Source organism: Pseudomonas cuatrocienegasensis, from assembly GCF_900110925.1.
Classification (GTDB): domain Bacteria; phylum Pseudomonadota; class Gammaproteobacteria; order Pseudomonadales; family Pseudomonadaceae; genus Aquipseudomonas; species Aquipseudomonas cuatrocienegasensis.
The window spans coordinates 21,404-42,430 of the sequence record NZ_FOFP01000019.1 but is presented as its reverse complement, the minus strand read 5'-3'; the positions used below and the strand labels follow the sequence as shown (position 1 = coordinate 42,430).

Genomic DNA, 21,027 nt, shown 5'->3' with positions numbered 1-21,027 from the left:
CACGCCATGCTCGAACAGTACGTCAAGAAGATCCTCACCTCGCGCGTCTACGACGTCGCCGTGGAAACCCCGCTGCAACCCGCCAACCAGCTTAGCGAGCGTCTGGGCAACCAGATTCTGCTCAAGCGCGAAGACCTGCAGCCGGTGTACTCGTTCAAGATTCGTGGCGCTTACAACAAGCTGGCGCAGCTGTCGCCCGAAGAGCTGGCGCGCGGCGTGGTGACTGCCTCGGCCGGTAACCATGCCCAGGGCCTGGCCCTGGCGGCCAAGGTACTGGGGGTCAAGGCGACCATCGTGATGCCCAAGACCACCCCGGAGATCAAGGTGCAGGGCGTGCGCTCGCGCGGCGGCAAGGCCGTGCTGCATGGCGACAGCTTCCCCGAGGCGCTGGCTTATTCGCTGAAGCTGGTCGACGAAAAGGGCTACATCTATATCCACCCCTATGACGACCCGCACACCATCGCCGGGCAGGGCACCGTCGCCATGGAGATCCTGCGCCAGCAGCCGGGGCAGATCGACGCGATCTTTGTCCCGGTTGGCGGCGGTGGGCTGATCGCCGGCATCGCGGCCTACGTGAAATACCTGCGCCCGGAGATCAAGGTGATCGGCGTCGAGCCGGATGACTCCAACTGCCTGCAGGCCGCCATGGCCGCTGGCGAGCGGGTGGTGTTGCCGAGTGTCGGGCTGTTTGCCGATGGCGTGGCGGTGGCGCAGATCGGCGAGCACACCTTTGCCGTGTGCAAGGACTATGTCGATGAGGTGATCACCGTCAGCACCGATGAGCTCTGTGCGGCGATCAAGGACATCTTCGATGACACCCGCTCGATCACCGAGCCATCCGGCGCCCTGAGCGTGGCCGGGATCAAAAAGTACGTGGAGCGTGAAGGCTGCCGCAATCAAGTGCTGGTGGGCATCGACTCGGGCGCCAACGTCAACTTCGACCGCCTGCGCCACGTCGCCGAGCGCGCCGAGCTGGGTGAGAAGCGCGAGGCGATTATCGCCGTGACCATTCCGGAAAAGCCGGGCAGCTTCAAGGCGTTCTGCGAGGCCATCGGCAAGCGGCAGATCACCGAGTTCAACTACCGCTACCACGAAGCCAAGGAAGCACACATCTTCGTCGGCGTGCAGACCCACCCGGAGAACGACCCGCGCGCGGCGTTGGTGCAGGGCCTGCGCGAGCAGGGTTTTCCGGTGCTTGACCTGACCGACAACGAACTGGCCAAGCTGCACATCCGCCATATGGTCGGCGGGCATGCGGCAGCGGTGCCGGATGAAGTGGTGCTGCGCTTCGAGTTCCCCGAGCGGCCCGGCGCTTTGTTCAATTTCTTACAAAAACTCGGTGGGCGCTGGAACATCTCGATGTTCCACTACCGCAACCACGGTGCTGCCGACGGTCGTGTGGTCGCCGGTTTGCAGGTGCCACAGGCGGAACGCCACCTGGTCCCCGCTGCGCTGGACGCCATCGGCTACCCGTACTGGGACGAGAGCGATAACCCGGCGTACAAACTCTTTCTTGGATAAGCCGGAAACCCGGTAGGACTGAATCAATGGAACATTACCCACTGCTGAAAATGCTCCACAGCATTCCGGCCATCCTGCTGTTGGTTGGCATCCTGGTGCATATCTTCATGCTCTGGAAAGCCGCGCGTGGCGGCGATGCTGCGCTGCTGACGCGCAAACTGCAGCGCACCCGCAGCATCAGCCTGCCGGTTCTGGCCGTGTTTGCGCTGAGCCTGCCGCTGACCGGCTGGTGGATGGTCAGCCTGGTGGGCTTGCCGCTCAGCCAGACCTGGCTGCTGGTCAGCAGCCTGCTGTTCGTGGTGCTGGTGCCGCTGACCCTGCTGCTGGCCGGTCGTCTCGCAGCCTGGCAGGCGGCGGGTGCCAGTGTCGCGGCGTCCGTGCCACGCCTGAGCGCTGTCTATGCCGGCCTGATCGTGGTGCTGGTGCTGGTGATCATGGGGCTGATGGGTGCCAAGCCGGCGTGATACGTCCTTAAGCGGGCTACTGGCCCACTCAGGCGAGAGGGCTATAGACCGTGGGGCGGTGCGCACAGCGCACCCTACGGCGAATTAAACGCGGACCGTAGGGTGCGCCGTGCGCACCTGGCGCATGCGGCCTCCCTGCCGTCAGCGCAGCGAAATCACCGGCCAGCCACGTTTTTCCGCTTCGGCGCGTAGCTTCGGATCGGGGTCGACTGCTACTGGGCGGGTGACTTGTTCCAGCAGCGGCAGGTCGTTCATCGAATCGCTGTAGAAGCTGCTGTCGGTTAGGCTCAGGCCGGTTTCGCCGAGCCAGCGGTTAAGCCGGGTAACCTTGCCTTCCTTGAAGCAGGGCACGTCGGTGGTGCGGCCGGTGTAGCGGCCATTCTGCATTTCGCATTCGGTGGCCAGCAGGGTGTCGACGCCCAGGCGTGCGGCGATAGGTGCGGTAACGAAGCGGTTGGTTGCGGTGATGATCAACAACTTGTCGCCGGCCTCACGGTGCTCTGCAAGCAGCGCTTCGCCCTTGGCCAGAATGATCGGCTCGACGCAGTCACGCATGAACTCGCGGTGCCACTGCGCAAGCTGGGCCATCTCCGTGCGGCCGAGAATTTCCAGGCTGAAGTTCAGGTAGTCGGTGATGTTCAGGCGGCCGGCCAGGTAGTCCTGATAAAAGGCGTCGTTGCGTGCCTTGTAGGCAATCCCGTCGAGGATGCCGCGTTCACACAGATAATCGCCCCAGGCGTGGTCGCTGTCGCCACCGAGCAGGGTGTTGTCGAGATCGAATAAGGCCAAGCGCACGGAAAACACCTTTGGTTGCCAGCTACGAAGGGTCGCCAGAATAGCGGCTTTTACCGGCCATTCCCATTCCACGGACGTGCTGCGTTGCCGCTGCCGCGACCTTTGTGGAACAATGCCGAAACATGCGTTTACGAGGTTGTGTGCCGTGATCGATCCTGATGGTTTTCGCCCCAATGTCGGCATCATTCTGACCAATGAGGTCGGCCAGGTGCTCTGGGCGCGTCGGATTAACCAGGATGCCTGGCAGTTCCCGCAAGGTGGGATCAACGACCATGAGTCGCCAGAAGAGGCGCTCTACCGCGAACTCAACGAAGAGGTCGGCCTCGAACAGGACGACGTGAAAATACTCGCCTGCACCCGGGGCTGGTTGAGGTATCGTCTGCCCCAGCGTCTGGTGCGTACCCATAGTCAGCCGTTGTGTATCGGGCAGAAGCAGAAGTGGTTCCTGCTGCGCCTGACCGGCGCGGAAGAGCGGGTGCGCATGGACCTGACGGGCAAGCCGGAGTTCGATGGCTGGCGGTGGGTCAGCTACTGGTACCCGCTGGGGCAGGTGGTCACATTCAAGCGCGAGGTCTACCGTCGCGCCCTCAAGGAACTCGCTCCGCGCCTGCTGGCGCGGGACTGACATCGACTTAGAGCCGAGCCATGCTCAATACGCTGCGCAAGATCGTCCAGGAAGTAAATGCCGCCAAGGACCTCAAGGCGGCGTTGGGCATCATCGTGCAGCGCGTCAGGGAGGCCATGGGCAGCCATGTCTGCTCGGTTTACCTGCTCGACCCTGAGACCAATCGCTTCGTGCTGATGGCCACCGAGGGCCTTAACAAGCGCTCCATCGGCAAGGTCAGCATGGCGCCCAACGAAGGCCTGGTCGGCCTGGTCGGCACCCGCGAAGAACCGCTGAACCTGGAGAACGCCTCCGAGCACCCGCGCTACCGCTACTTTGCCGAAACCGGCGAGGAGCGCTACGCCTCCTTCCTCGGCTCACCGATCATCCACCACCGCAAGGTGATGGGCGTGTTGGTGATTCAGCAAAAGGAGCGGCGCCAGTTCGACGAGGGCGAAGAAGCCTTCCTGGTAACCATGAGCGCGCAGCTCGCCGGGGTTATCGCCCATGCCGAGGCGACCGGTTCGATCCGCGGCCTGGGCAAGCAGGGCAAAGGTATTCAGGAAGCCAAGTTCGTCGGCGTCCCCGGTTCGCCCGGTGCGGCCGTCGGCACGGCGGTGGTGGTACTGCCGCCGGCTGACCTGGATGTGGTGCCGGACAAGCATGTCGATGACATCACCGCCGAACTGGCGCTGTTCAATACGGCTCTGGAAGGCGTGCGCGCGGACATGCGTGCGCTGTCGGCGAAGATGGCCACCCAGTTGCGCCCCGAAGAGCGCGCGCTGTTCGACGTCTACCTGATGATGCTCGAAGATGCCGCCCTGGGTAACGAGGTGGTCAAGGTCATCAAGACCGGCCAGTGGGCCCAGGGCGCGCTGCGTCAGGTGGTCAGCGAGCACGTCAACCGCTTCGAGCTGATGGACGACGCCTACCTGCGTGAGCGCGCCAGTGACGTCAAGGACCTCGGTCGGCGCCTGCTGGCGTACCTGCAGCAGGCGCGGCAGCAAACCCTGACTTACCCCGACAACACCATCCTGGTCAGCGAAGAACTGTCGCCCGCCATGCTCGGTGAAGTGCCCGAGGGCAAACTGGTCGGGCTGGTTTCGGTGCAGGGCTCGGGCAACTCCCACGTGGCGATCTTCGCCCGGGCCATGGGTATTCCCACGGTCATGGGCGCGGTCGAGCTGCCGTATTCGAAGATCGACGGCATCCAACTGATCGTTGATGGTTACCACGGCGAAGTCTTTACCAACCCCAGCGAGCTGCTGCGCAAGCAATACGCCGAAGTGGTCGAGGAAGAACGCCAGCTGACCCAGGGCCTGGATGCACTGCGCGCATTGCCTTGCGAGACCCTCGACGGTCACCGCATGCCGCTGTGGGTCAACACCGGCCTGCTGGCCGATGTGAAGCGCGCCCAGGAGCGCGGTGCGGAAGGTGTCGGCCTGTACCGCACCGAAGTGCCCTTTATGATCAAGGAGCGCTTTCCCAGCGAGAAGGAGCAACTGGCGATCTACCGCGAGCAGTTGCAGGCCTTCCATCCGCTGCCGGTGACCATGCGCAGCCTGGACATCGGCGGCGACAAGTCGCTGTCGTATTTCCCGATCAAGGAAGAAAACCCCTTCCTCGGCTGGCGCGGCATTCGCGTGACCCTCGACCACCCGGAAATCTTCCTGGTGCAGACCCGCGCCATGCTCAAGGCCAGCGAAGGGCTGGATAACCTGCGTATTCTGCTGCCGATGATTTCCGGGATTCAGGAACTCGAAGAAGCCCTGCACCTGATCCACCGCGCCTGGGGCGAGGTGCGTGACGAAGGCACCGACGTGCCTTTGCCGCCGATTGGCGTGATGATCGAAATTCCCGCCGCGGTCTACCAGACCCGCGAGCTGGCCCGCCAGGTGGACTTTCTCTCGGTCGGCTCGAATGACCTGACGCAATACCTGTTGGCCGTAGACCGCAACAACCCGCGGGTCGCCGACCTCTACGACTTCCTCCACCCGGCCGTGCTGCAGGCGCTGTGCAAGGTGGTCGCCGATGCCCATGCCGAGGGCAAACCGGTGAGCATCTGCGGCGAGATGGCCGGCGACCCGAGCGCCGCCGTGCTGCTGATGGCCATGGGGTTCGACAGCCTGTCGATGAACGCCACCAACCTGCCCAAGGTGAAGTGGCTGCTGCGCCAGATCAGCCTGGGCCGCGCCCGTGAGTTGCTGGCGCAGGTAATGACCATCGATAATCCGCAGGTGATCCACAGCACCCTGCAACTGGCCCTGCGCAACCTCGGCCTGGGCCGCATGATCAACCCGGCGTCGAATATTCAGTCGTAGTCACAACGGCGAATAGCGTTAATAGCCCGCGTTGGCTTCGGTAGCCTGGGTCGAGCGTAGCGACACCCGGGGCCCCTTCTCCCGGGTATCGCGTTGCTCAACCCAGGCTACTCCTTGCTAGGCGCCACTGACCGTGGGCCGCGCCCCGCGAGCGTAATCCCTACACCTCAATCCTTACTTCGCTGACAGGTACGCCCTCAGCGGCGAAGCTGCGCTCGACTAGCCGCCGTGAGCCATCCGCGTTTACGAACAGCAGGGTGCTGGCGCGGGTGCCATAGGTCGGGCTGGCGATAAATACGCTGCCCAGCAGCCGTTCGATCTCAAGGCTGACACCCGTGCTCGGCAACTGCTCATCCGCAGGCTTCGCGGTATCGGCCAGCAGGGCGAACAGCTCGGCCTCTCCGCTACTGGCGAGCGCCTGAGTGAACGCGGCCTTGGCCCGCTGCAGCTTCGGCCAGGGCGTGTTGAGGTCGGCATTGGAAATGCCGTGAATGCCGGCCTGCAGCGCCTGGGCCTGACCGCTGTGGGCGTTGAAGTGCCAGAGCTGCTGGGTATCGCCAACCAGCAGATTGAAACCGCCATAGGCGTCGCGCTCGGCGTGTAAGGTGGTCAAAAATTGCTCAGGGGAAAGGTCGCCGCACAAGAAACGCTGCGCCAGCTCACCGCGCGAACGCGGGCCCTGGGGTGCGCTGGGGTTACGGATATTGGTCAGCGCAGCAAAACGCCCGCCAGGGCCAATACCCAGCCAGGTGCCGCCGGCCTGCAAGTCGCGTCCGGCGATCAGCCCCGGCGCATCCGCCCACTCCGCCAGCGCAGCAGCCGGGCGGGCGTAGAACTCGTCGCGGTTAGCGGCGACCAGCAGCGGCACTGCATGGCCGGGGCGCCAGGCGAAGACGATCAGGCACATGGTCGTTCCAGTTGCGCACGCACGCCGTCTGCGTCGAGCGGCTCGCCGATATACAGCCGTACCTTGCGTGCGCCGCTGCCCAGTCCCAACTCCATCAGAATGCGTTCCTCAACCATGGACAGGCCACCCTCAAGCCTCTCAAGTGGCTGGATCAGCAGGCGCGGTGCCAGACTCAGACGCAGAAAGCGCTTGGGCAACAGCGCCTGCACCGCCTGCTTGAGCAAGCGCTCGGCGAGGCTGAAGTCGGCCACTAACAACCGGGAATTACTAAACGGCGGCTCTGCCCGTATTTCCACCTCACGGCTGCTCTCCAGGTGCAGCATGTGCAGGTGGTTGCAGGCGATACGCAGATACAGGGTATTCAACACAGCGCGGCTCTCATCCGGGGAAAGTCTCACTGTACGCAAAGGCTGAAGTGGTATCCATCGCGCAAGCGTGGAGCCCAGGTCGGGCTTCCGTTACCATGTTGCATTGCCTAAGGGGGCCTCATGGTCTTTGCGCTCTACATTGTGCTGGGGGCCGCGGCCGGTGTGCTGGCGGGGCTGTTTGGCGTGGGCGGCGGGATGATCATCGTGCCGGCGCTGATCTTCACGTTCACCGCCCAGGGCTTCGACACTGCCGTGCTGACCCATATGGCGGTGGGCACCTCTCTAGCGACCATCCTGTTCACCTCGATCAACGCCGTGCGTGAGCACCACCGGCACGGCGCGGTGCGCTGGACGATCTTCGTCTGGCTGACCCTGGGGATCGTCTTCGGCGCAGCGCTGGGGGCCGTCACGGCGGAGTCGATCGATGGGCAGGTGCTGCAGAAGATCATCGGCGTGTTCGCCCTGTGCATCGCCTTGCAGATGGCGCTGGAACTGAAACCCAAGGTCGCCCGCGCGGTCCCCGGTAAGCCGGTATTGAGTGCGGCGGGCGTGGTGATTGGTTGGGCCTCGGCGATCATCGGGATTGGCGGTGGTTCGCTGACCGTGCCTTTTCTGACCTGGCGTGGGGTGCCCATGCAGCAGGCGGTGGCCACGTCCTCGGCCTGTGGCTGGCCGATTGCTGCGGCCGGTGCGCTGAGTTTTATGTGGTTGGGTTGGGGCGATACGCGTCTACCTGGCTGGAGCCTGGGTTACCTGTACCTGCCCGCGTTGTTGGGTATCGCGCTGACCAGTGTGTTCTTCGCCCGAACGGGCGCGCGCCTGGCGCACAAATTGTCGCCACGGCTGCTCAGGCGCTTGTTTGCCCTGCTGCTGGTGTGTGTTGGCCTGAATTTTTTGCTCTGAGGAATCCGCATGTTGCCTTACCCGAATATCAATCCGGTCGCCCTTGACCTGGGTTTCCTGCAGATCCACTGGTACGGCCTGATGTACCTGGTCGGCATTGGCGGCGCCTGGTTCCTGGCTTCGCGCCGGGTGCATGCGTTTGCGCCGAGCTGGAACAAGGAAAAACTCTCCGACCTGGTGTTCTGGGTGGCCATGGGGGTGATCCTCGGTGGCCGTTTGGGCTACGTGTTGTTCTACGACCTGTCGGCCTATATCGCCAACCCGCTGCTGGTGCTGGAGATCTGGAAGGGTGGCATGTCCTTCCATGGCGGCCTGATCGGCGTGATGCTGGCCACCTGGTGGTTCGGCAAACGCAACGACAAGAGCTTCTTCGAGCTGATGGACTTTATCGCGCCGCTGGTGCCGATTGGTCTGGGCGCCGGGCGCATCGGTAATTTCATCAACGCCGAGCTATGGGGCAAGGCCACCGACGTGCCTTGGGCGATGGTCTTTCCCACCGACCCGCAGCAACTGGCACGCCATCCCTCGCAGCTGTACCAGTTCGCCCTGGAAGGCGTGGCGCTGTTCACCATTCTCTGGTTCTACTCGCGCAAACCGCGGCCGACCATGGCCGTGTCCGGTATGTTCGCCGTGTGCTACGCGATCTTCCGCTTTATCGTCGAATTCGTCCGTGTGCCGGATGCCCAGCTGGGCTACCTGGCCTGGGGCTGGTTGACCATGGGCCAGGTGCTCTGTGTGCCCATGGTGCTCGCGGGCCTGGGCATGATCGCCTATGCCTACAAACGCCAGGCCGCGCAGGAGGCTGTGCAATGAAACAATACCTCGACCTGATGCGCCTGGTGCGCGAGACCGGCACCTTCAAACAGGACCGCACCGGCACCGGCACTTACAGCCTGTTTGCCCACCAGATGCGCTTCAACCTGGCCGACGGTTTCCCTCTGGTGACCACCAAGAAGTGCCACCTGAAATCCATCATTCACGAGCTGCTGTGGTTCCTTCAGGGCGACACCAACATCAAATACCTGAAAGACAACGGTGTGCGCATCTGGGACGAATGGGCCGACGAAAACGGCGACCTCGGCCCGGTGTACGGCTACCAGTGGCGATCGTGGCCGGCGCCGAATGGCGAGTCGATCGACCAGATCAGCAAGCTGATCGAGATGATCAAGAAGAACCCGGACTCGCGCCGCCTGATCGTCTCTGCCTGGAACCCGGCGCTGGTCGAACAGATGGCCCTGCCGCCGTGCCATGCGCTGTTCCAGTTCTACGTCGCCGACGGCAAGCTGAGCTGCCAGTTGTACCAGCGTTCGGCCGACATCTTCCTCGGCGTGCCCTTCAATATCGCCAGCTACGCGCTGCTGACCCTGATGGTCGCCCAGGTCTGCGGCCTGCAACCGGGCGAGTTCATCTGGACCGGCGGCGACTGTCACCTGTACGCCAACCACCTGGAACAGACCGACCTGCAGCTGACCCGCGAACCGCTGCCGCTGCCGACCATGAAGCTCAACCCGGACGTGACCGATCTGTTCGCCTTCCGCTTTGAGGACTTCGAGCTGCTCGGCTACCAGGCTCACCCGCATATCCCGGCACCTGTGGCGGTCTGAGGCCCCGGGTATCGCTACGCTCCACCCAGGCTACAAAGCTGCCATTGATCTGTAGCCTGGGTTAGCCGTAGGCGTAACCCGGGAGCGGACGACGCTGTCACCCCGGCTCAGGCATTCTTGCCCAGCCCTTCTGCCAGGTGATCAATCAGCACCCGCAGTTTGGGCGGTAGGTGACGGGTGGGGTGGTAGAGCACCCAGGCGGTGCCTTGATAGGAGCCGGTGTAGCGCCACTCGGGCAATACCAGCAGCAGCTCGCCGCTGGCCAGCGCGGCGGCGGCGGTGAAGTGGGGCAGGCAGGTGATGCCCAGGTGATCCAGGGCGCCGCCCAGGCGCACTTCGCTGTGGTTGCTGGCAAAGCGCCCGCTCACCGTGACCACGCATTGCTCCGCGCTCTTGCTGAAATGCCAGCGGTGGTCATCGGCGCTTTCGTCCAGGTACAGGCAGGCGTGGCGCACCAGCTCTTGCGGGTGCTGCGGCGTGCCGTGTTGCTGCAGGTAGGCAGGGCTGGCGCACAGCAGTTGCTGCACCTGGCACAGCGGGCGCCCGGCCAGTGCCGGGGGCGGCTGGTCGGTGATGCCGATGATCAGGTCGAACTGATCGCTGATCAGGTCCGGGCTGCGGTCGCTGAGGTTGAGGCTGACCTCGACCTCCGGGTAGCGCTGCAGAAAATCGTGAATCAGCGGAGCCACGAGAAAGCGGCCAAAGGCCTTGGGCACGCTCAAGCGCACGCGGCCGCGGGGGTGGCTCATCAGTCGTTCGCCGACATCCAGCGCCGCCTGGGCAGCGCCGAGCATCTCGCGGCAGCGCTCGAAGACTTCGGCTCCGGCTTCGCTCAGGCGCAGCCGGCGCGTGGTGCGCTCCAGCAGGCGTAGGCCGAGGGCCTGCTCCAGGTGGGCGATCTGCCGGCTCACCGCCGAGGCGGTGCTGCCCTGCTGGCGCGCGGCGGCGGAGAAACTGCCAGCCTCGACCACCCGCACGAAGGTGGCCATATAGGGCAGCAGATGGCCGCTGTTATTTGTGCTCATGGCGAATAAGTCTTGTGTTGAGTTGCTGGATTATCGTTTTACAGGACTCAATCGACAATGGCGTACTTGTCCTTGTTGCGGAGCCGCCATGACCACCCTGATCAGCCGATCCCCTTCCCGCCTGTTGCAGGCCAGTGACCTGCTGTTGCTGCTGGTCGCCCTGGTGTGGGGCACCAGTTACGGTGTGGCCAAACAGGCGCTGGTCTTTTATCCGGTGCTGGGTTTTCTCGCGGTGCGCTTTTGCCTGACCTTTCTTATCCTGCTGCCGCAGTTGCGCGGTGAGGGGCGCCAGGCCTGGGCGCCGGGGGTGCCCCTGGGCGGGGTGATGCTGGCGATCTTCCTGTGCGAAACCTATGGCGTGCTGCACACCTCGGCCAGCAATGCGGCGTTTCTGATCAGCCTGTGCGTGGTGATCACGCCCTTTGTCGAGTGGCTGATGCTCGATCGGCGCCCCGACTCGCGCATGCTGCCGGCGGTGGCGCTGTCACTGCTCGGCACCTGGTTGCTTAGCGGTGGCGTCGAGCTGCAGTTCAACCTGGGCGATGGGCTGATGCTACTGGCTGCGCTGCTGCGTGCCCTGTTGGTCTGCCTGACCGGCAAGCTCACCGCCCACACCCAGGTGCCGGCGCTGGCGCTGACGGCGGTGCAGACCGGGGTGATCGGTTTCGGCTGCCTGTTGCTCGGCGTGCTGACGTTGCCAGAGGGGCTGCCCGCCTTGCCGGTGGCGCCGGCGTTCTGGATCGGCACGCTGTATCTGGTGTTCTTCGCCACGCTGTTTGCCTTCTTTGTGCAGAACTACGCCCTGCGCCGCAGCAGCCCGACGCGGGTGTCCTTGCTGATGGGCAGCGAGCCGTTGTTCGGCGCGTTGTTCGCGGTGCTTTGGTTGAGTGAGCAGTTGAGCGTGCAGGCCTGGCTGGGCGGGCTGCTGATCGTGGCCGCAACCCTGTGGACCAGCCTGGCCAGGCGCTGAGACTTATCGCTAGAGCCGTAGGGTACGCCGTGCGCACCGCCGCAGGCTGCACGACTCTTGGTGCGCGCCCCCTACAATAACGCGTAGGCAGAACACTAGCCGCCGGCGATCAGCGTCTGGCTGAGGGCGTCGAGCTGGGCCTGGCGTTCGCGTTCGTTCAGTTGCGGCGCGTTGTTCAGGCTCGACCACTCGGGGTGGGCGCGGGCTTTGTGCAGGGCCTCGGGCAATTGGCCTTCGCGCCAAACGGCATCCTGCGGAGCGGCCAGTTGGATGCGTTCGAGGGCGGCGTGGCCGCGGCTGTCGAGGGCGTGCAACAGTTGCTGCTGGCGCAGGGCGAGCAGGCGCAGCACGGCATCGTCGACGGTCAGCTCGCGCTGGCCCTTGAACTTGCCTTTGAGGCGCGCGCCGTAGCGGCGCAGGGTTTGTGCGCCACCGCCGACCAGTGCGCCCACGGCCGCCGCCGCACCGAGGGTCAGGCCGCCGACCAGCAAGTCGACGCCGAGGCCCGTCGCCGCGCCGGCTGCCATGCCACCGCCGACATTCACGCCCAACTGGCGCAGGGTTTCCGGGTTGAACAGGTCATCGCCCCAGCGCCCGTCGAGCAACGGCAACTCGCCGGCCTGGGCATCGTCGGGGCGGAAGGCGTAGAGGCGCAGCAGGGCCTCCACGCTACGTTGTTCGCGCTGTCGCACGCTGTCGCGCAGGGCGATCACCGCGGCCTGTTCGCGCTGGGGCTCGGCGGCAACGCTGCGCCGGCAGGCGGCGCAGTCGAGCAGCAGGTCGGCGATCAGTCGCGCGCCACTCTGGCGGCGTGCCTGGCGCTGGGCCTCGTGGTCGTCGATCAGCCGTTGCAGGGCGGGGCGGGCGTGTTCGAGGAGCAGGGCGAGGCTTTCGTACAGGCGTCGTTCGCCATCCAGCGGTGGCGCCACGCTGTCGAAGCGCACCAGGGCGTGCAGGCCGAGGCGCGCCAGGGCTTCGCGCCATTCGCTTTCACGGTGGCCTTGGCCGGCGACGAAGTTGAGCACCGGCAGCAGCGGCCGCCCGCACATGCTGAGGATGGCCAACTCGTCGCGGTATTTGGCCAGCACCGGCTCGCGGGCATCGATCACGTACAGGCCGGCATCCGAGGCGAGCAGTTGGCGCAGCACCTTGGCCTCCTGCTCGAAGCGTTGGCGCGCCTCGCTGCCGTCAAGAAAGCGCGCCAGGCGGGCCGGGCCGTCCAGGCGTTCGCCGGGGCGGTCGAGGCGCTCGAGGTAGTCGAGCAGTGCGATGGCGTCTTCCAGGCCGGGCGTGTCGTACAGCTCCAGCAGCGCCTGGCCGTCCACCGACAGGCGCGCGCCCTCGACATGCCGGGTGGTGCTGGGGCGGTGCGACACCTCGCCAAAGCCGACGTCACGGGTCAGGGTGCGCAGTAGCGAGGTTTTGCCGACGTTGGTGTGGCCGACCAGGGCCAGGGTGAGTGGATTGCTCATCGTGGGCTCCGTAGGGTGGATGACGCTTTATCCATCCACCAGCAAAGGTGGTGGATGAGAAAGGCGTCATCCACCCTACGCAGTTCGATGAATGCTGGGCTGTTGTGCTCAATCATGGCCCGTCTCCAGCCAGCTTAGGGGCGCCGTATCACTGTGTTTTAGCTGCAGTGCATCCAGCGCCTGGTGCCAGTCGCCCAGGCGCGCGCTGTCGAGGGCTTCGCCAGCGGGCGGCTGCAGCAGCCAGACGCGGGTGGCGCTGGCACTGCGCGACAGTTCACCGAGCAGCGCCAGGCTGCCGCGGTCTGGCGAGCGTCGTGGGTCGCAGGCAATCACCAGGCGAGCCGGGGGGAAGCGGGTGAGCTGGTCGAGCAGTTGGCGGCGCTGTTCGCGACTGTCGATCACCCCGGCATCGGCCACGCCGCGCGGCAGGGCGGGCGGCCAGGTACGCGCCGGGTCGAGTTCGATGGCCACCAGCACGGCGCCCTGACTGTCCAGCGTACTGGCGCCGGCGAGGGGCTGGTGTAATTGCGCCGGCGCCGCATCGCGAATGCCCAGGCGCTCGCTGCTTGGCTGCAGGCGTTCGCGCAGCAGGCTGTAGCCGGGCAGGCTGGTGTCCAGGCTCAAGCCGGCCACGCCGCGGCGCCACAGGCACAGGCACAGGCCCAACAGCAGCAAGCGCGGGAGGATGCCGTAGATCAGCAGCACGCCGACCAGCCAGCCGGCCCAGCTCAGCCGTGCGGCTTCGCTGTTCAGGGCGCTGTCGCCGCTGGCGCGGATCAGCTCGGCATCTGGCAGGCTGAAGCCGAGCAGGGCGGGCAGGGTGCCAAGGGCTTGGGTCAGTTGAATAAAGGTATCACCGCCGAGCAACGTGCTTTCCCAGACAAAGCCGTAGCGCCGCGTGGCGAGCAGAACCAGCAGGGTGGTCAGGGCCGAGAGCAGGGCCAGCAGCCATAGGCCATGGACCAGCACGCCCAGGCCCCAGCGCTCCAGGCGTTGGCGCCCGAGCAGAATCAACAGCGCGGGGGCCAACTGCGCGGCCTGGGCATCGCGCGCCAGGGTTTCGCTTAGCCAGAGCCACAGGCGCGCCAGGGGCCCGCCGCTGTCGGCGCTGAACAGCCAGCCAATGGCCCAGCCCACGAGCAGCAACAGGTTGAGGCCGAGCAGGCTGCCCAGGGCCCAGAACACATTGACCGGCCGCTGACCGTCGCCCAGTGCCGCCACCGCGAGCCCGGCGCCACTGGCCAGGGCCAGCAGCGCCAGCAGCAACAGGGCCAATCGGGCGCCTTGCAACCAGTGCAGTTGCGCCCGCTGCTGACCGTCGCGGCGAGCCAGCCAGAGCGCACGCAGTTGAATGCGGCTGGCCAGGTCGCTGCCCTGGGCGCGGGCCTGGCGGTTGGCTTCGCTGTCTTCCAGGGGGCCTGCATATTCTTCACGCAGGCGGATCGCTTCGCAGAGCCAGAGGCGTTGAAGGGGCGTGGTGGTCTCGGTCACGCGGCATCTCGTCGTCATATCAGGCGTCGAGCATAACCGCTGACCGTGGTCCGCGTGCACCCCTGTGGTCGGCGCGCCTCGTTTCAGCGTGCGTCGCGCAGGCGCACGGCGATATCCGGCTGGTCGATAAACACACCGTCGATGCCGGCGGCGAGAAAGGCCCGCAGTTCCGCTTCGATGTCGCCGCGCTCACGGTCATTGGCCGAGCTGCGCAGGGCGGCGGGGAGAAACTGGTTTTCCGCGCGGAAGGTATAGGGGTGCACCTTGAGCCCGGCGGCGTGGGCGTCGCGCACCAGGTTGCTCGGGGTGCCGAGTTTGCCGCTGGCATCGGGGGCGATGACCTGGCTTTTTTCCGGGCCGACGCCGGCCGCGTACTGGGCGATGGCTTTGAGGCCTTCGGCGCTGGTCATCTGCGCGTAGTCCAGGCTAGTACCGCGTTGTTGCTGATCGTAGGGCTGGCCCTTGACCCACAACAGCTGCACCAGACGCAGGGGCGTGAGCTGGCTGAGGGCCTTGAGGTTGTCCACCTCGAACGACTGGATATACACCGGTGCCTCGGCCCGGTCATAGCCGTTGCGGCTGAGGATTTCGACCAGCGGTTTTTCCATGGCCAGGTTCAGGCTCTGGAAGTGCGTGGGGTGTTTGGTTTCGATGTACAGGCCGATGGGGCGGCCCTGACTGGTTTGCAGCGCCTGCACCAGGTCGATGATCTCTTGCAGCGTGGGGATCTGCAGGCTGCCATCCAGGCGCGCATTGCCGGGTCGAGTCGCGGGGATGCGCTCGATGGCGCGCAGGGTTTTCAGTTCGGCCAGGGTGAAGTCTTCGCTGAACCAGCCGCTCAGGGATTCGCCATCGACCACCTGGGTGCGCTTGCGCGCGGCGAATTCGGGGCGGTTGGCGACGTCGGTGGTCATGCCCAGCTCGTTGTCGTGGCGGGCGACCAGTTGACCGTCGCGGGTCATCACCAGGTCCGGCTCGATGTAATCGGCGCCTTGCAACACCGCCAGGGCATAGCTGGCCAGGGTGTGTTCAGGCAGGTAACCGCTGGCGCCGCGGTGGGCGATGATCAGCGGGTGCGGCTCGGGGGCGATGGCTGGAGTGCTGCTGGGCGCCGCGTTGGCGGCGTGGAGGGTAAAGGGCAGCAGCGCCAGCAGGCTGAGAACGATGCGCATGGGGCTTTCTCCTGAAGGGTGGCTATTGGCGGGTCATCCTGACGTGCCACAGTGACGTCTGGATGACGTTCAGACAAGCCCGCTGCTATGCTCGCGCCATGAATACGACCCTACCTCTCTGCCTGATCGCCGCTCTCGCGCGCAACCGCGTGATTGGCCGCGACAACCAACTGCCCTGGCACCTGCCAGCGGACCTCAAGCACTTCAAGGCAATGACCCTGAGCAAGCCGATCATCATGGGCCGCAAGACCTGGGATTCGCTCGGCCGCCCGCTGCCGGGTCGGCTCAACCTGGTGGTCAGCCGCCAGCCAGGGCTGCAGCTCGACGGCGCCGAAGTCTTTCCTTCCCTGGATGCCGCTATCGTCCGCGCCGACCAGTGGGCCCGCGAGACCGGCGCCAGCGAGCTGATGCTGATCGGTGGCGCCCAACTCTACGCCCAGGGCCTGGCCCAGGCCGCGCGCCTGTACCTGACTCGTGTTGACCTCAGCCCTGAGGGCGATGCGTACTTTCCCGAGGTGGACGAGGCGCACTGGCACTTGGTCGAGCAGGACGCCCATGCCGCGACGGACACCACGCCGGCGTATGGCTTCGAGACATGGCACAAACGCGGTTAATTTCAAGGCGCCATTGAATTGCCATTATTGCTGTGATGAAATCCTGCGGCCGCAGAGGATGCGGTTCGTGTTATTCGACGTTTCATGGACGAAGTCATTGATGCTCTGCTCAATTGGCCTGCCCTGAAGCGCTCAGCCTGCTTTGGGAGCTACCTTCTTGCCTTCGACTGTTTCCTATCCTTCGGTTTCGCGCCCTTTGCGCGCTACTACGCTGGCGCTCGCCATCAGTTTGCTGACGACCAGCTGCGCCTCTGTCGACAACTTTGCCAAGAACAACAGCCCCACCATCAACTGTGTCGCCGGTGGTGTGATGGGGGCCTTTGCCGGTGCTGCGGTCGGAGCCCTGACCAAAGGTGACAGCGGCGCTATTGTCGGTGGCGCGGCGGCGGGTGCGGCTGCCGGCTGTGGCCTGGCGCTGCTCTACAAGGGCAAGCTGGACCGCCTGGAAAAACTGGCGCGTGAAGAGAACCTGAAGATGCAGGTGGAAACCCTGCAAGTGCAAGGGGCCACACCCAGCGCGGCGCCCAAGGAAGCCGGCATAGTCGCGCAGATTGAAGACCAAGGCATGTTTCCCGTCGGCAGCGCGCGCTTGAGCGTCGACGGCGAGCGCCAGGTGCGTAAGCTGGCCAGTGCCTTTGCCGGTGAGCCAGGCAAGCAGAGCAGTAGCGCCATTCTGGTGGTCGGGCACACGGATGCGACCGGAACTGCCGCCGGTAACCAGGCGCTGTCCGAGCAGCGTGCGCGTGCCGTGGCCAGCATTCTCGCGGAGCAGGGCATCGCCCGCGAACGCATGTATTTCCAAGGCGCCGGCGCCTCTCGCCCGGTTGCGGACAATGGTGACCCGCTGCTGCGCGGCCAGAATCGGCGCGTGGAAATCGTCGAGGTGAACGACCGCGCCATGCTGGTACAGCGCGTCAACGCCGAGCAGAACAACCCCCGCTACCTGGCCCATGGCACCACGACCGAGGCTAAGCCCCGTGCCGCCCGCCCTGCGCCCAGCCCCACTGCCGCCAAGCCTGCAGTGCAGCGCAGCCAGGCCGTCGTGGACTTCGGCGGCCAGCCTGCGGCCAGCGTACCCTGGGATCTGGCCCAGCAGATCACCCCGAAAAGTGGTGGTTTCGCATTGGTTTCCAAGGCTTACGCAAACGAGATACCAATGAGCAGTTGTGCTCAGGACAGCCTGCGCCTGAGCGGCGAGGTAAAAAGCCTGGCTACCGGCGAGACGCTTCAGTCGCATGCCACGCGCGAGTACCTGCCCGGTATGAACGGGCGTGCCTGGGCAGGCCTGGTCAATGGCCATCTGGTGACGCTGTCGCCGGTGGCCGTGTTGCGGGAAAACGCTGCCCTGGCCCAGGCCCCCAAGGTCTACGTGACCCGTGACTACGCGCAGAACAAAGGCAAGGCCAGCCACACGCTCAGCGCCTCGGCCAATACCTACGAGGGCGAGAACGCAGTGCTCTACCGCGTGTTCGTCGAGCCCTCGGCGCAGGCCCCGGTGTCCTGTGTCGATGTGGTGATCCGCAAGGCGGGTGACAAGAGCCTTGCCGGCAAACTGTATTACCAGAATGGCGGAGAACCCTTCGCCGCAACCTACACACCCGTGCGCAGCTGAGTCTGGGAGAAACGATGGAACTGTTCGAAACACTGGCCACGGCGCTGGCCGCCTACCGCTACGTTGTCTGGCCACTGGTGGGGTTGATGGTGTTGACCATCGTCATCATTCGCTGGTGGGATGAGGTGAAGTACTTCTTCCTCAATGTCGGCTGCTCCCTGCCCGTGTTCGGCTACGTCGCCCGCGCTTCGGGCCGTGCCCAGGTCGAAGACCGCGAGGCCGGCAGCAGCACCACCTGGTACAAGACCGAGCGTGAGCTGTGCGCCAAGTACCACCGTTTCTATGAGCGGGTGAACAAGGATGCGACCTTCTATGAGAAGTGCGCGAACTACCTGAACAAGGTCGAGGAGCGCGGTCGCAAGCCCACCGGGATGGTGCTGTGGATTGCCAGCATCTTTCTGGTGATTCTCGAAGCCTTCATCTTTGCCCTGGTGCTGTCGCCGTTTATTGCCACCAACATTTCGGCTAACCAGGCCGAGTTCTCGGCCATCATCGTCTCCCTGCTGATCGGTACCATTCTGGTCCCGGCCACGCACCTCATGGGCGCCGAGATCCACAAGAATGGCCTGGTCAGCAAGGCGCGCCTGTGGCACATGCAGGCCAAACGTGACAACGACGCACAAAAGCTGCAGTCCGACAGCCGGGTAGACCTCGACCACACCACTCTCGATGACGGCCAACCGAAGTACTTGCACATCATCAACCGGGTGCAGCACAACGCGACGGTGACCCCGGTCTGGTGGAAAACCATCATCGCCATCGTGCTGATCGGGGTTTTCGCGGTCGGCGCCTACCTGATCCGCTCCTCGACCATCAATGAGATGGAAACCCAGCAGGTCAACGCCTCGCCGTTCGCCAGCAGTGAGCAGGCATCCCCCTTCGCCAGCCCGTCCGACTCGCCCTTCGAGCTGCCGGAAGAGGCGCAGGCCGATGGCCAGCAGGCTGATGAGCGCGCTGCCAGTGAAATTGCCGACGACCGCATCTTTGCCTACAAGCTGACCTTTATCATCCTCTCGGTGATTTTCGTCGGCGTGCAGATCATCGGTGTACTGATCGGTATGTTCCGCTCTTTTGCGGGTATCCAGTCCAAGGAAGCCGCTGGCTACATCACCGGTTTCAGCAGTGCCGGCGAGTTCGCCGCCTACCATGAACTCAAGCGTGAGCAAGTGGCGCGCGATGCAGAAGCACAACTGAGCAGCCTGCAAGAGCGCATTGAGCACCGCCATGCCCTGGGTGCCAGTACAGAGCGCGGTGATCGCCGCAGCTTTGCCCTGTTCGTGCGTGAGAGCGAAGCCAGCAAGGCGCGCACGCAGGACGACGCGGAGCGTAAACGCCAGGAGGATAGCGCGCGTGCCGAACAGGCTGAGTTGGACAAGCTGCGCCGCGACGTAGCCTTGCAGCGTGAGCGCGAGGCGATTCTTGCCGGCGCGCCCGCTGCTGCGCCCAGCGCCCCGGTGGCGGTTGTGGTGCCAGTGGCCGTTGCCCCGAGCGCTCCGCCTGCGCCCGCTGCGCCCGTGGTAGCCGAGCCGGCCTCGGCTGATCAGGGCGAGTTGATCGCCAGTCTGGGCGACCTGACGCAGTATTCCGTCGAGGAGTTGACCAGCATCGCCCAAGAGTTGGGGCTGGATCAGACGGTGTTGCTGAGCAAGCAAAAAGTCCAGAGCGCGATCAAACGTGCCAAGGCAGGCGCCTGATATGCGCCGACTGCTTCCTTTGCTGGTCGTGGGGTTGCTGCCAATGGCTGCCCAGGCGGCCGATGAGCGCAACGATATTCCGGGCTGCTACCCCTATGCGCAGCTCAGCCAGCAGCAGCCTGCACCTTCCGGGCGCGAGCTGGTGGTGATTATCGACGAGACTGTGCAGATGTCCCAGGCGCTGCAACGCAGTGCCTGGGACCACGCCATGCGCTACGTGCGGCCGGGGGATAGCGTGCGGCTCTACCAGTTTTCGGCTTTTCTGCAGAACCATTACATGAAGCTGCAGTTTGCCGGCCTGCTCGATGTGCCTTTGCAGGGCAAGGTGCGCAACAGCATTGGCAGCAAAAGCCTCAAGCAGCTCGATGCCTGCCTGCAACAGCAGGCCGCGTTCTTCCAGAAGACCTTTGGCCAGCAGTTCGTGGGCAGCTTCGGTAAACCGGGTGAGGAAATTGCGCGTAGCGAGATCTTCGGCAGTTTGCGCAAGATCGCCGAAGACCTGGCCAGCCGCCCCAGCCAGGAGCGCGTCGTGCTACTGGTATCGGACATGCTGGAGAACAGCGATTTTGGCAGTTTCTACCAGAGCAACCGGATTCGTGACATCGACCCTGAGGCCGAGTTAAAGAAGGTGCAGCAGAAGAATCTGCTCGCCGATTTCGCCGGTGCACGGGTCTATGTGCATGGTGCCGGGCTGGTCGCCGGCGATAGCAAGGGCGCTTACCGCTCGGGTAGTACCCTGCAGCGGCTGGAGCAGTTCTGGCGGGTCTACCTGCAACAGTCCAACGCAGACCTGGCCGCATTCGGTGCGCCGGAGCTGACCGCCGACCTGCGTTAAGCGGTTGCCCGGCCTGCAAGGGCCGGGCGTTATTGCGTCAGCTCACCGGGGTGAACTGGATGATCTCTACCCAGTAGCCGTCCGGGTCTTTGATAAAGGCGATGTCTTTCATGCTGCCGTCGCTCAGGCGCTTCTGAAAGGTTACGCCGAGCTCTTCGAAGCGCTCACAGGCAGCATGGATGTCCGGTACGGCTACGCACAGGTGACCGAAGCCGCGCGGGTCGCTGTTGCCGCTGTGGTAGCTGAAGTCGGGATCGTTTTCAGTGCCGTGGTTGTGGGTCAGTTCGAGCAGGCCAGGGATCGACTTGCGCCACTGGTGGCGTTCGATAGGGTCTGTTGGTATCTGCGATTTATCTTTTATCAAAGCCAGGAAGTACAGGCTGAACTCGGCCTTGGGGAAGTCCTTCTTCTCCAGCAGGGTGAAGCCCAGTACGCGGGTGTAGAAGTCCAGCGATTGGCTCAGGTCCTTCACGCGGATCATGGTGTGGTTGTACACGTACTCGTGGGTCGCGCTGTCGGGTTGAGCGGTGACGCCGGGTAGGTTGTTGAGTTCGTTGAGAGTCATCGGGAATCCTTGATGATGGGAGCGAGTGTTTTCAGACAACGTGTTCGATAAGTCGTGCCAGAATACCAGCGGGCGCCGCCCCGGCGCTTC

General features: G+C 64.6%; 20 protein-coding genes. 12 read left to right on the top strand and 8 right to left on the bottom strand.

Translation table 11 applies throughout. From position 1 onward, the window contains the following. Nucleotides 1-6 precede the first annotated feature (6 nt). A complete protein-coding gene (gene ilvA / locus BMW49_RS20670) occupies nt 7-1,521 on the top strand; it encodes a threonine ammonia-lyase, biosynthetic (RefSeq protein ID WP_069520279.1) in 1,515 nt (504 codons plus the stop codon). Between the two features lie 26 nt (nt 1,522-1,547). Further along, nucleotides 1,548-1,985, top strand: a complete 438-nt coding sequence (locus tag BMW49_RS20665; protein WP_069520277.1) for a DUF2269 family protein — start codon at nt 1,548-1,550, stop codon at nt 1,983-1,985. A 141-nt stretch (nt 1,986-2,126) separates the two neighbouring features. Here BMW49_RS20665 and BMW49_RS20660 read toward each other — a convergent pair whose 3' ends face one another. Next, nucleotides 2,127-2,780 carry a histidinol-phosphatase gene (locus BMW49_RS20660; protein WP_069520275.1) on the bottom strand — a complete coding sequence of 218 codons (654 nt, stop codon included), beginning with the start codon at nt 2,778-2,780 and terminating at the stop codon, nt 2,127-2,129. Nucleotides 2,781-2,925: 145 nt separating this feature from the next. On the opposite strand from BMW49_RS20660, the gene BMW49_RS20655 reads away from it, so the two are divergent. Beyond that, the gene (locus BMW49_RS20655; protein WP_069520273.1) at nt 2,926-3,405 is read left to right on the top strand and encodes an RNA pyrophosphohydrolase; all 480 of its coding nucleotides are present in this window, start codon (nt 2,926-2,928) and stop codon (nt 3,403-3,405) included. Nucleotides 3,406-3,425: 20 nt separating this feature from the next. Beyond that, nucleotides 3,426-5,705, top strand: a complete 2,280-nt coding sequence (gene ptsP / locus BMW49_RS20650) for a phosphoenolpyruvate--protein phosphotransferase (protein ID WP_069520271.1) — start codon at nt 3,426-3,428, stop codon at nt 5,703-5,705. 160 nt (nt 5,706-5,865) lie between these two features. On the opposite strand, the gene BMW49_RS20645 is transcribed toward ptsP, so the two are convergent. Beyond that, nucleotides 5,866-6,612 (bottom strand): NRDE family protein, encoded by a 747-nt coding sequence (locus BMW49_RS20645; protein ID WP_069520269.1) that lies wholly within the window; start codon nt 6,610-6,612, stop codon nt 5,866-5,868. Then, nucleotides 6,603-6,980, bottom strand: coding sequence for a hypothetical protein (locus tag BMW49_RS20640; RefSeq protein WP_069520267.1), 378 nt, complete (start codon nt 6,978-6,980; stop codon nt 6,603-6,605). The genes BMW49_RS20645 and BMW49_RS20640 overlap by 10 nt, the downstream gene beginning before the upstream one ends. A 120-nt stretch (nt 6,981-7,100) precedes the next feature. Between BMW49_RS20640 and BMW49_RS20635 the strand changes: the two genes are divergently transcribed. The 3 genes from BMW49_RS20635 to BMW49_RS20625 are packed head-to-tail and all read left to right on the top strand — an operon-like array spanning nt 7,101 to nt 9,487. After that, the gene (locus BMW49_RS20635; RefSeq protein WP_069520264.1) at nt 7,101-7,883 is read left to right on the top strand and encodes a sulfite exporter TauE/SafE family protein; all 783 of its coding nucleotides are present in this window, start codon (nt 7,101-7,103) and stop codon (nt 7,881-7,883) included. Nucleotides 7,884-7,892: 9 nt separating this feature from the next. After that, nucleotides 7,893-8,696 carry a prolipoprotein diacylglyceryl transferase gene (gene lgt, locus BMW49_RS20630; RefSeq protein ID WP_069520262.1) on the top strand — a complete coding sequence of 268 codons (804 nt, stop codon included), beginning with the start codon at nt 7,893-7,895 and terminating at the stop codon, nt 8,694-8,696. Further along, on the top strand, nt 8,693-9,487 hold the full coding sequence (locus tag BMW49_RS20625; protein WP_069520259.1) for a thymidylate synthase: 795 nt from the start codon (nt 8,693-8,695) through the stop codon (nt 9,485-9,487). The genes lgt and BMW49_RS20625 overlap by 4 nt, the downstream gene beginning before the upstream one ends. 107 nt (nt 9,488-9,594) lie before the next feature. On the opposite strand, the gene BMW49_RS20620 is transcribed toward BMW49_RS20625, so the two are convergent. After that, nucleotides 9,595-10,512, bottom strand: a complete 918-nt coding sequence (locus BMW49_RS20620; RefSeq protein WP_069520257.1) for a LysR family transcriptional regulator — start codon at nt 10,510-10,512, stop codon at nt 9,595-9,597. Between the two features lie 88 nt (nt 10,513-10,600). Here BMW49_RS20620 and BMW49_RS20615 point away from each other — a divergent pair, with 88 nt between their 5' ends. Further along, nucleotides 10,601-11,482, top strand: a complete 882-nt coding sequence (locus tag BMW49_RS20615; RefSeq protein ID WP_069520255.1) for a DMT family transporter — start codon at nt 10,601-10,603, stop codon at nt 11,480-11,482. 95 nt (nt 11,483-11,577) lie between these two features. Here the strand turns inward: BMW49_RS20615 and BMW49_RS20610 are convergent, their stop codons facing one another. The 3 genes from BMW49_RS20610 to BMW49_RS20600 all read right to left on the bottom strand — a co-directional run bounded on the left by BMW49_RS20610 (nt 11,578) and on the right by BMW49_RS20600 (nt 15,617). Next, nucleotides 11,578-12,954: a GTPase/DUF3482 domain-containing protein gene (locus tag BMW49_RS20610; RefSeq protein WP_069520252.1), complete on the bottom strand. Its 1,377-nt coding sequence runs from the start codon at nt 12,952-12,954 to the stop codon at nt 11,578-11,580. 108 nt (nt 12,955-13,062) lie between these two features. Next, a complete protein-coding gene (locus tag BMW49_RS20605; protein WP_069520250.1) occupies nt 13,063-14,463 on the bottom strand; it encodes a DUF2868 domain-containing protein in 1,401 nt (466 codons plus the stop codon). A 65-nt stretch (nt 14,464-14,528) separates the two neighbouring features. Then, nucleotides 14,529-15,617 carry a glycerophosphodiester phosphodiesterase gene (locus tag BMW49_RS20600; RefSeq protein WP_083251804.1) on the bottom strand — a complete coding sequence of 363 codons (1,089 nt, stop codon included), beginning with the start codon at nt 15,615-15,617 and terminating at the stop codon, nt 14,529-14,531. 62 nt (nt 15,618-15,679) lie between these two features. Between BMW49_RS20600 and BMW49_RS20595 the strand changes: the two genes are divergently transcribed. The 4 genes from BMW49_RS20595 (at nt 15,680) to BMW49_RS20580 (ending at nt 20,372) form a co-directional block, all read left to right on the top strand. Further along, nucleotides 15,680-16,231: a dihydrofolate reductase gene (locus BMW49_RS20595; RefSeq protein ID WP_371850887.1), complete on the top strand. Its 552-nt coding sequence runs from the start codon at nt 15,680-15,682 to the stop codon at nt 16,229-16,231. A 196-nt stretch (nt 16,232-16,427) separates the two neighbouring features. After that, nucleotides 16,428-17,843, top strand: a complete 1,416-nt coding sequence (locus BMW49_RS20590; RefSeq protein ID WP_069520246.1) for an OmpA family protein — start codon at nt 16,428-16,430, stop codon at nt 17,841-17,843. 14 nt (nt 17,844-17,857) lie between these two features. Continuing rightward, nucleotides 17,858-19,537, top strand: coding sequence for a hypothetical protein (locus tag BMW49_RS24850; protein ID WP_069520244.1), 1,680 nt, complete (start codon nt 17,858-17,860; stop codon nt 19,535-19,537). A 1-nt stretch (nt 19,538) separates the two neighbouring features. Then, nucleotides 19,539-20,372 carry a hypothetical protein gene (locus tag BMW49_RS20580; protein WP_069520242.1) on the top strand — a complete coding sequence of 278 codons (834 nt, stop codon included), beginning with the start codon at nt 19,539-19,541 and terminating at the stop codon, nt 20,370-20,372. A 37-nt stretch (nt 20,373-20,409) separates the two neighbouring features. Here BMW49_RS20580 and gloA read toward each other — a convergent pair whose 3' ends face one another. Then, nucleotides 20,410-20,937, bottom strand: coding sequence for a lactoylglutathione lyase (gene gloA, locus BMW49_RS20575; protein ID WP_069520240.1), 528 nt, complete (start codon nt 20,935-20,937; stop codon nt 20,410-20,412). Between the last annotated feature and the right edge of the window lie 90 nt (nt 20,938-21,027).

Bases quoted from the DNA above. Each gene is read 5' to 3' on its own strand.
- ilvA (WP_069520279.1), top strand. From the start codon at position 7: ATGCTCGAACAGTACGTCAAGAAGATCCTCACCTCGCGCGTCTACGAC.
- BMW49_RS20665 (WP_069520277.1), top strand. From the start codon at position 1,548: ATGGAACATTACCCACTGCTGAAAATGCTCCACAGCATTCCGGCCATC.
- ptsP (WP_069520271.1), top strand. From the start codon at position 3,426: ATGCTCAATACGCTGCGCAAGATCGTCCAGGAAGTAAATGCCGCCAAG.
- BMW49_RS20645 (WP_069520269.1), bottom strand. From the start codon at position 6,612: ATGTGCCTGATCGTCTTCGCCTGGCGCCCCGGCCATGCAGTGCCGCTG.
- BMW49_RS20635 (WP_069520264.1), top strand. From the start codon at position 7,101: ATGGTCTTTGCGCTCTACATTGTGCTGGGGGCCGCGGCCGGTGTGCTG.
- lgt (WP_069520262.1), top strand. From the start codon at position 7,893: ATGTTGCCTTACCCGAATATCAATCCGGTCGCCCTTGACCTGGGTTTC.
- BMW49_RS20625 (WP_069520259.1), top strand. From the start codon at position 8,693: ATGAAACAATACCTCGACCTGATGCGCCTGGTGCGCGAGACCGGCACC.
- BMW49_RS20620 (WP_069520257.1), bottom strand. From the start codon at position 10,512: ATGAGCACAAATAACAGCGGCCATCTGCTGCCCTATATGGCCACCTTC.
- BMW49_RS20615 (WP_069520255.1), top strand. From the start codon at position 10,601: ATGACCACCCTGATCAGCCGATCCCCTTCCCGCCTGTTGCAGGCCAGT.
- BMW49_RS20610 (WP_069520252.1), bottom strand. From the start codon at position 12,954: ATGAGCAATCCACTCACCCTGGCCCTGGTCGGCCACACCAACGTCGGC.
- BMW49_RS20605 (WP_069520250.1), bottom strand. From the start codon at position 14,463: ATGACGACGAGATGCCGCGTGACCGAGACCACCACGCCCCTTCAACGC.
- BMW49_RS20600 (WP_083251804.1), bottom strand. From the start codon at position 15,617: ATGCGCATCGTTCTCAGCCTGCTGGCGCTGCTGCCCTTTACCCTCCAC.
- BMW49_RS20595 (WP_371850887.1), top strand. From the start codon at position 15,680: ATGACGTTCAGACAAGCCCGCTGCTATGCTCGCGCCATGAATACGACC.
- BMW49_RS24850 (WP_069520244.1), top strand. From the start codon at position 17,858: ATGGAACTGTTCGAAACACTGGCCACGGCGCTGGCCGCCTACCGCTAC.
- BMW49_RS20580 (WP_069520242.1), top strand. From the start codon at position 19,539: ATGCGCCGACTGCTTCCTTTGCTGGTCGTGGGGTTGCTGCCAATGGCT.
- gloA (WP_069520240.1), bottom strand. From the start codon at position 20,937: ATGACTCTCAACGAACTCAACAACCTACCCGGCGTCACCGCTCAACCC.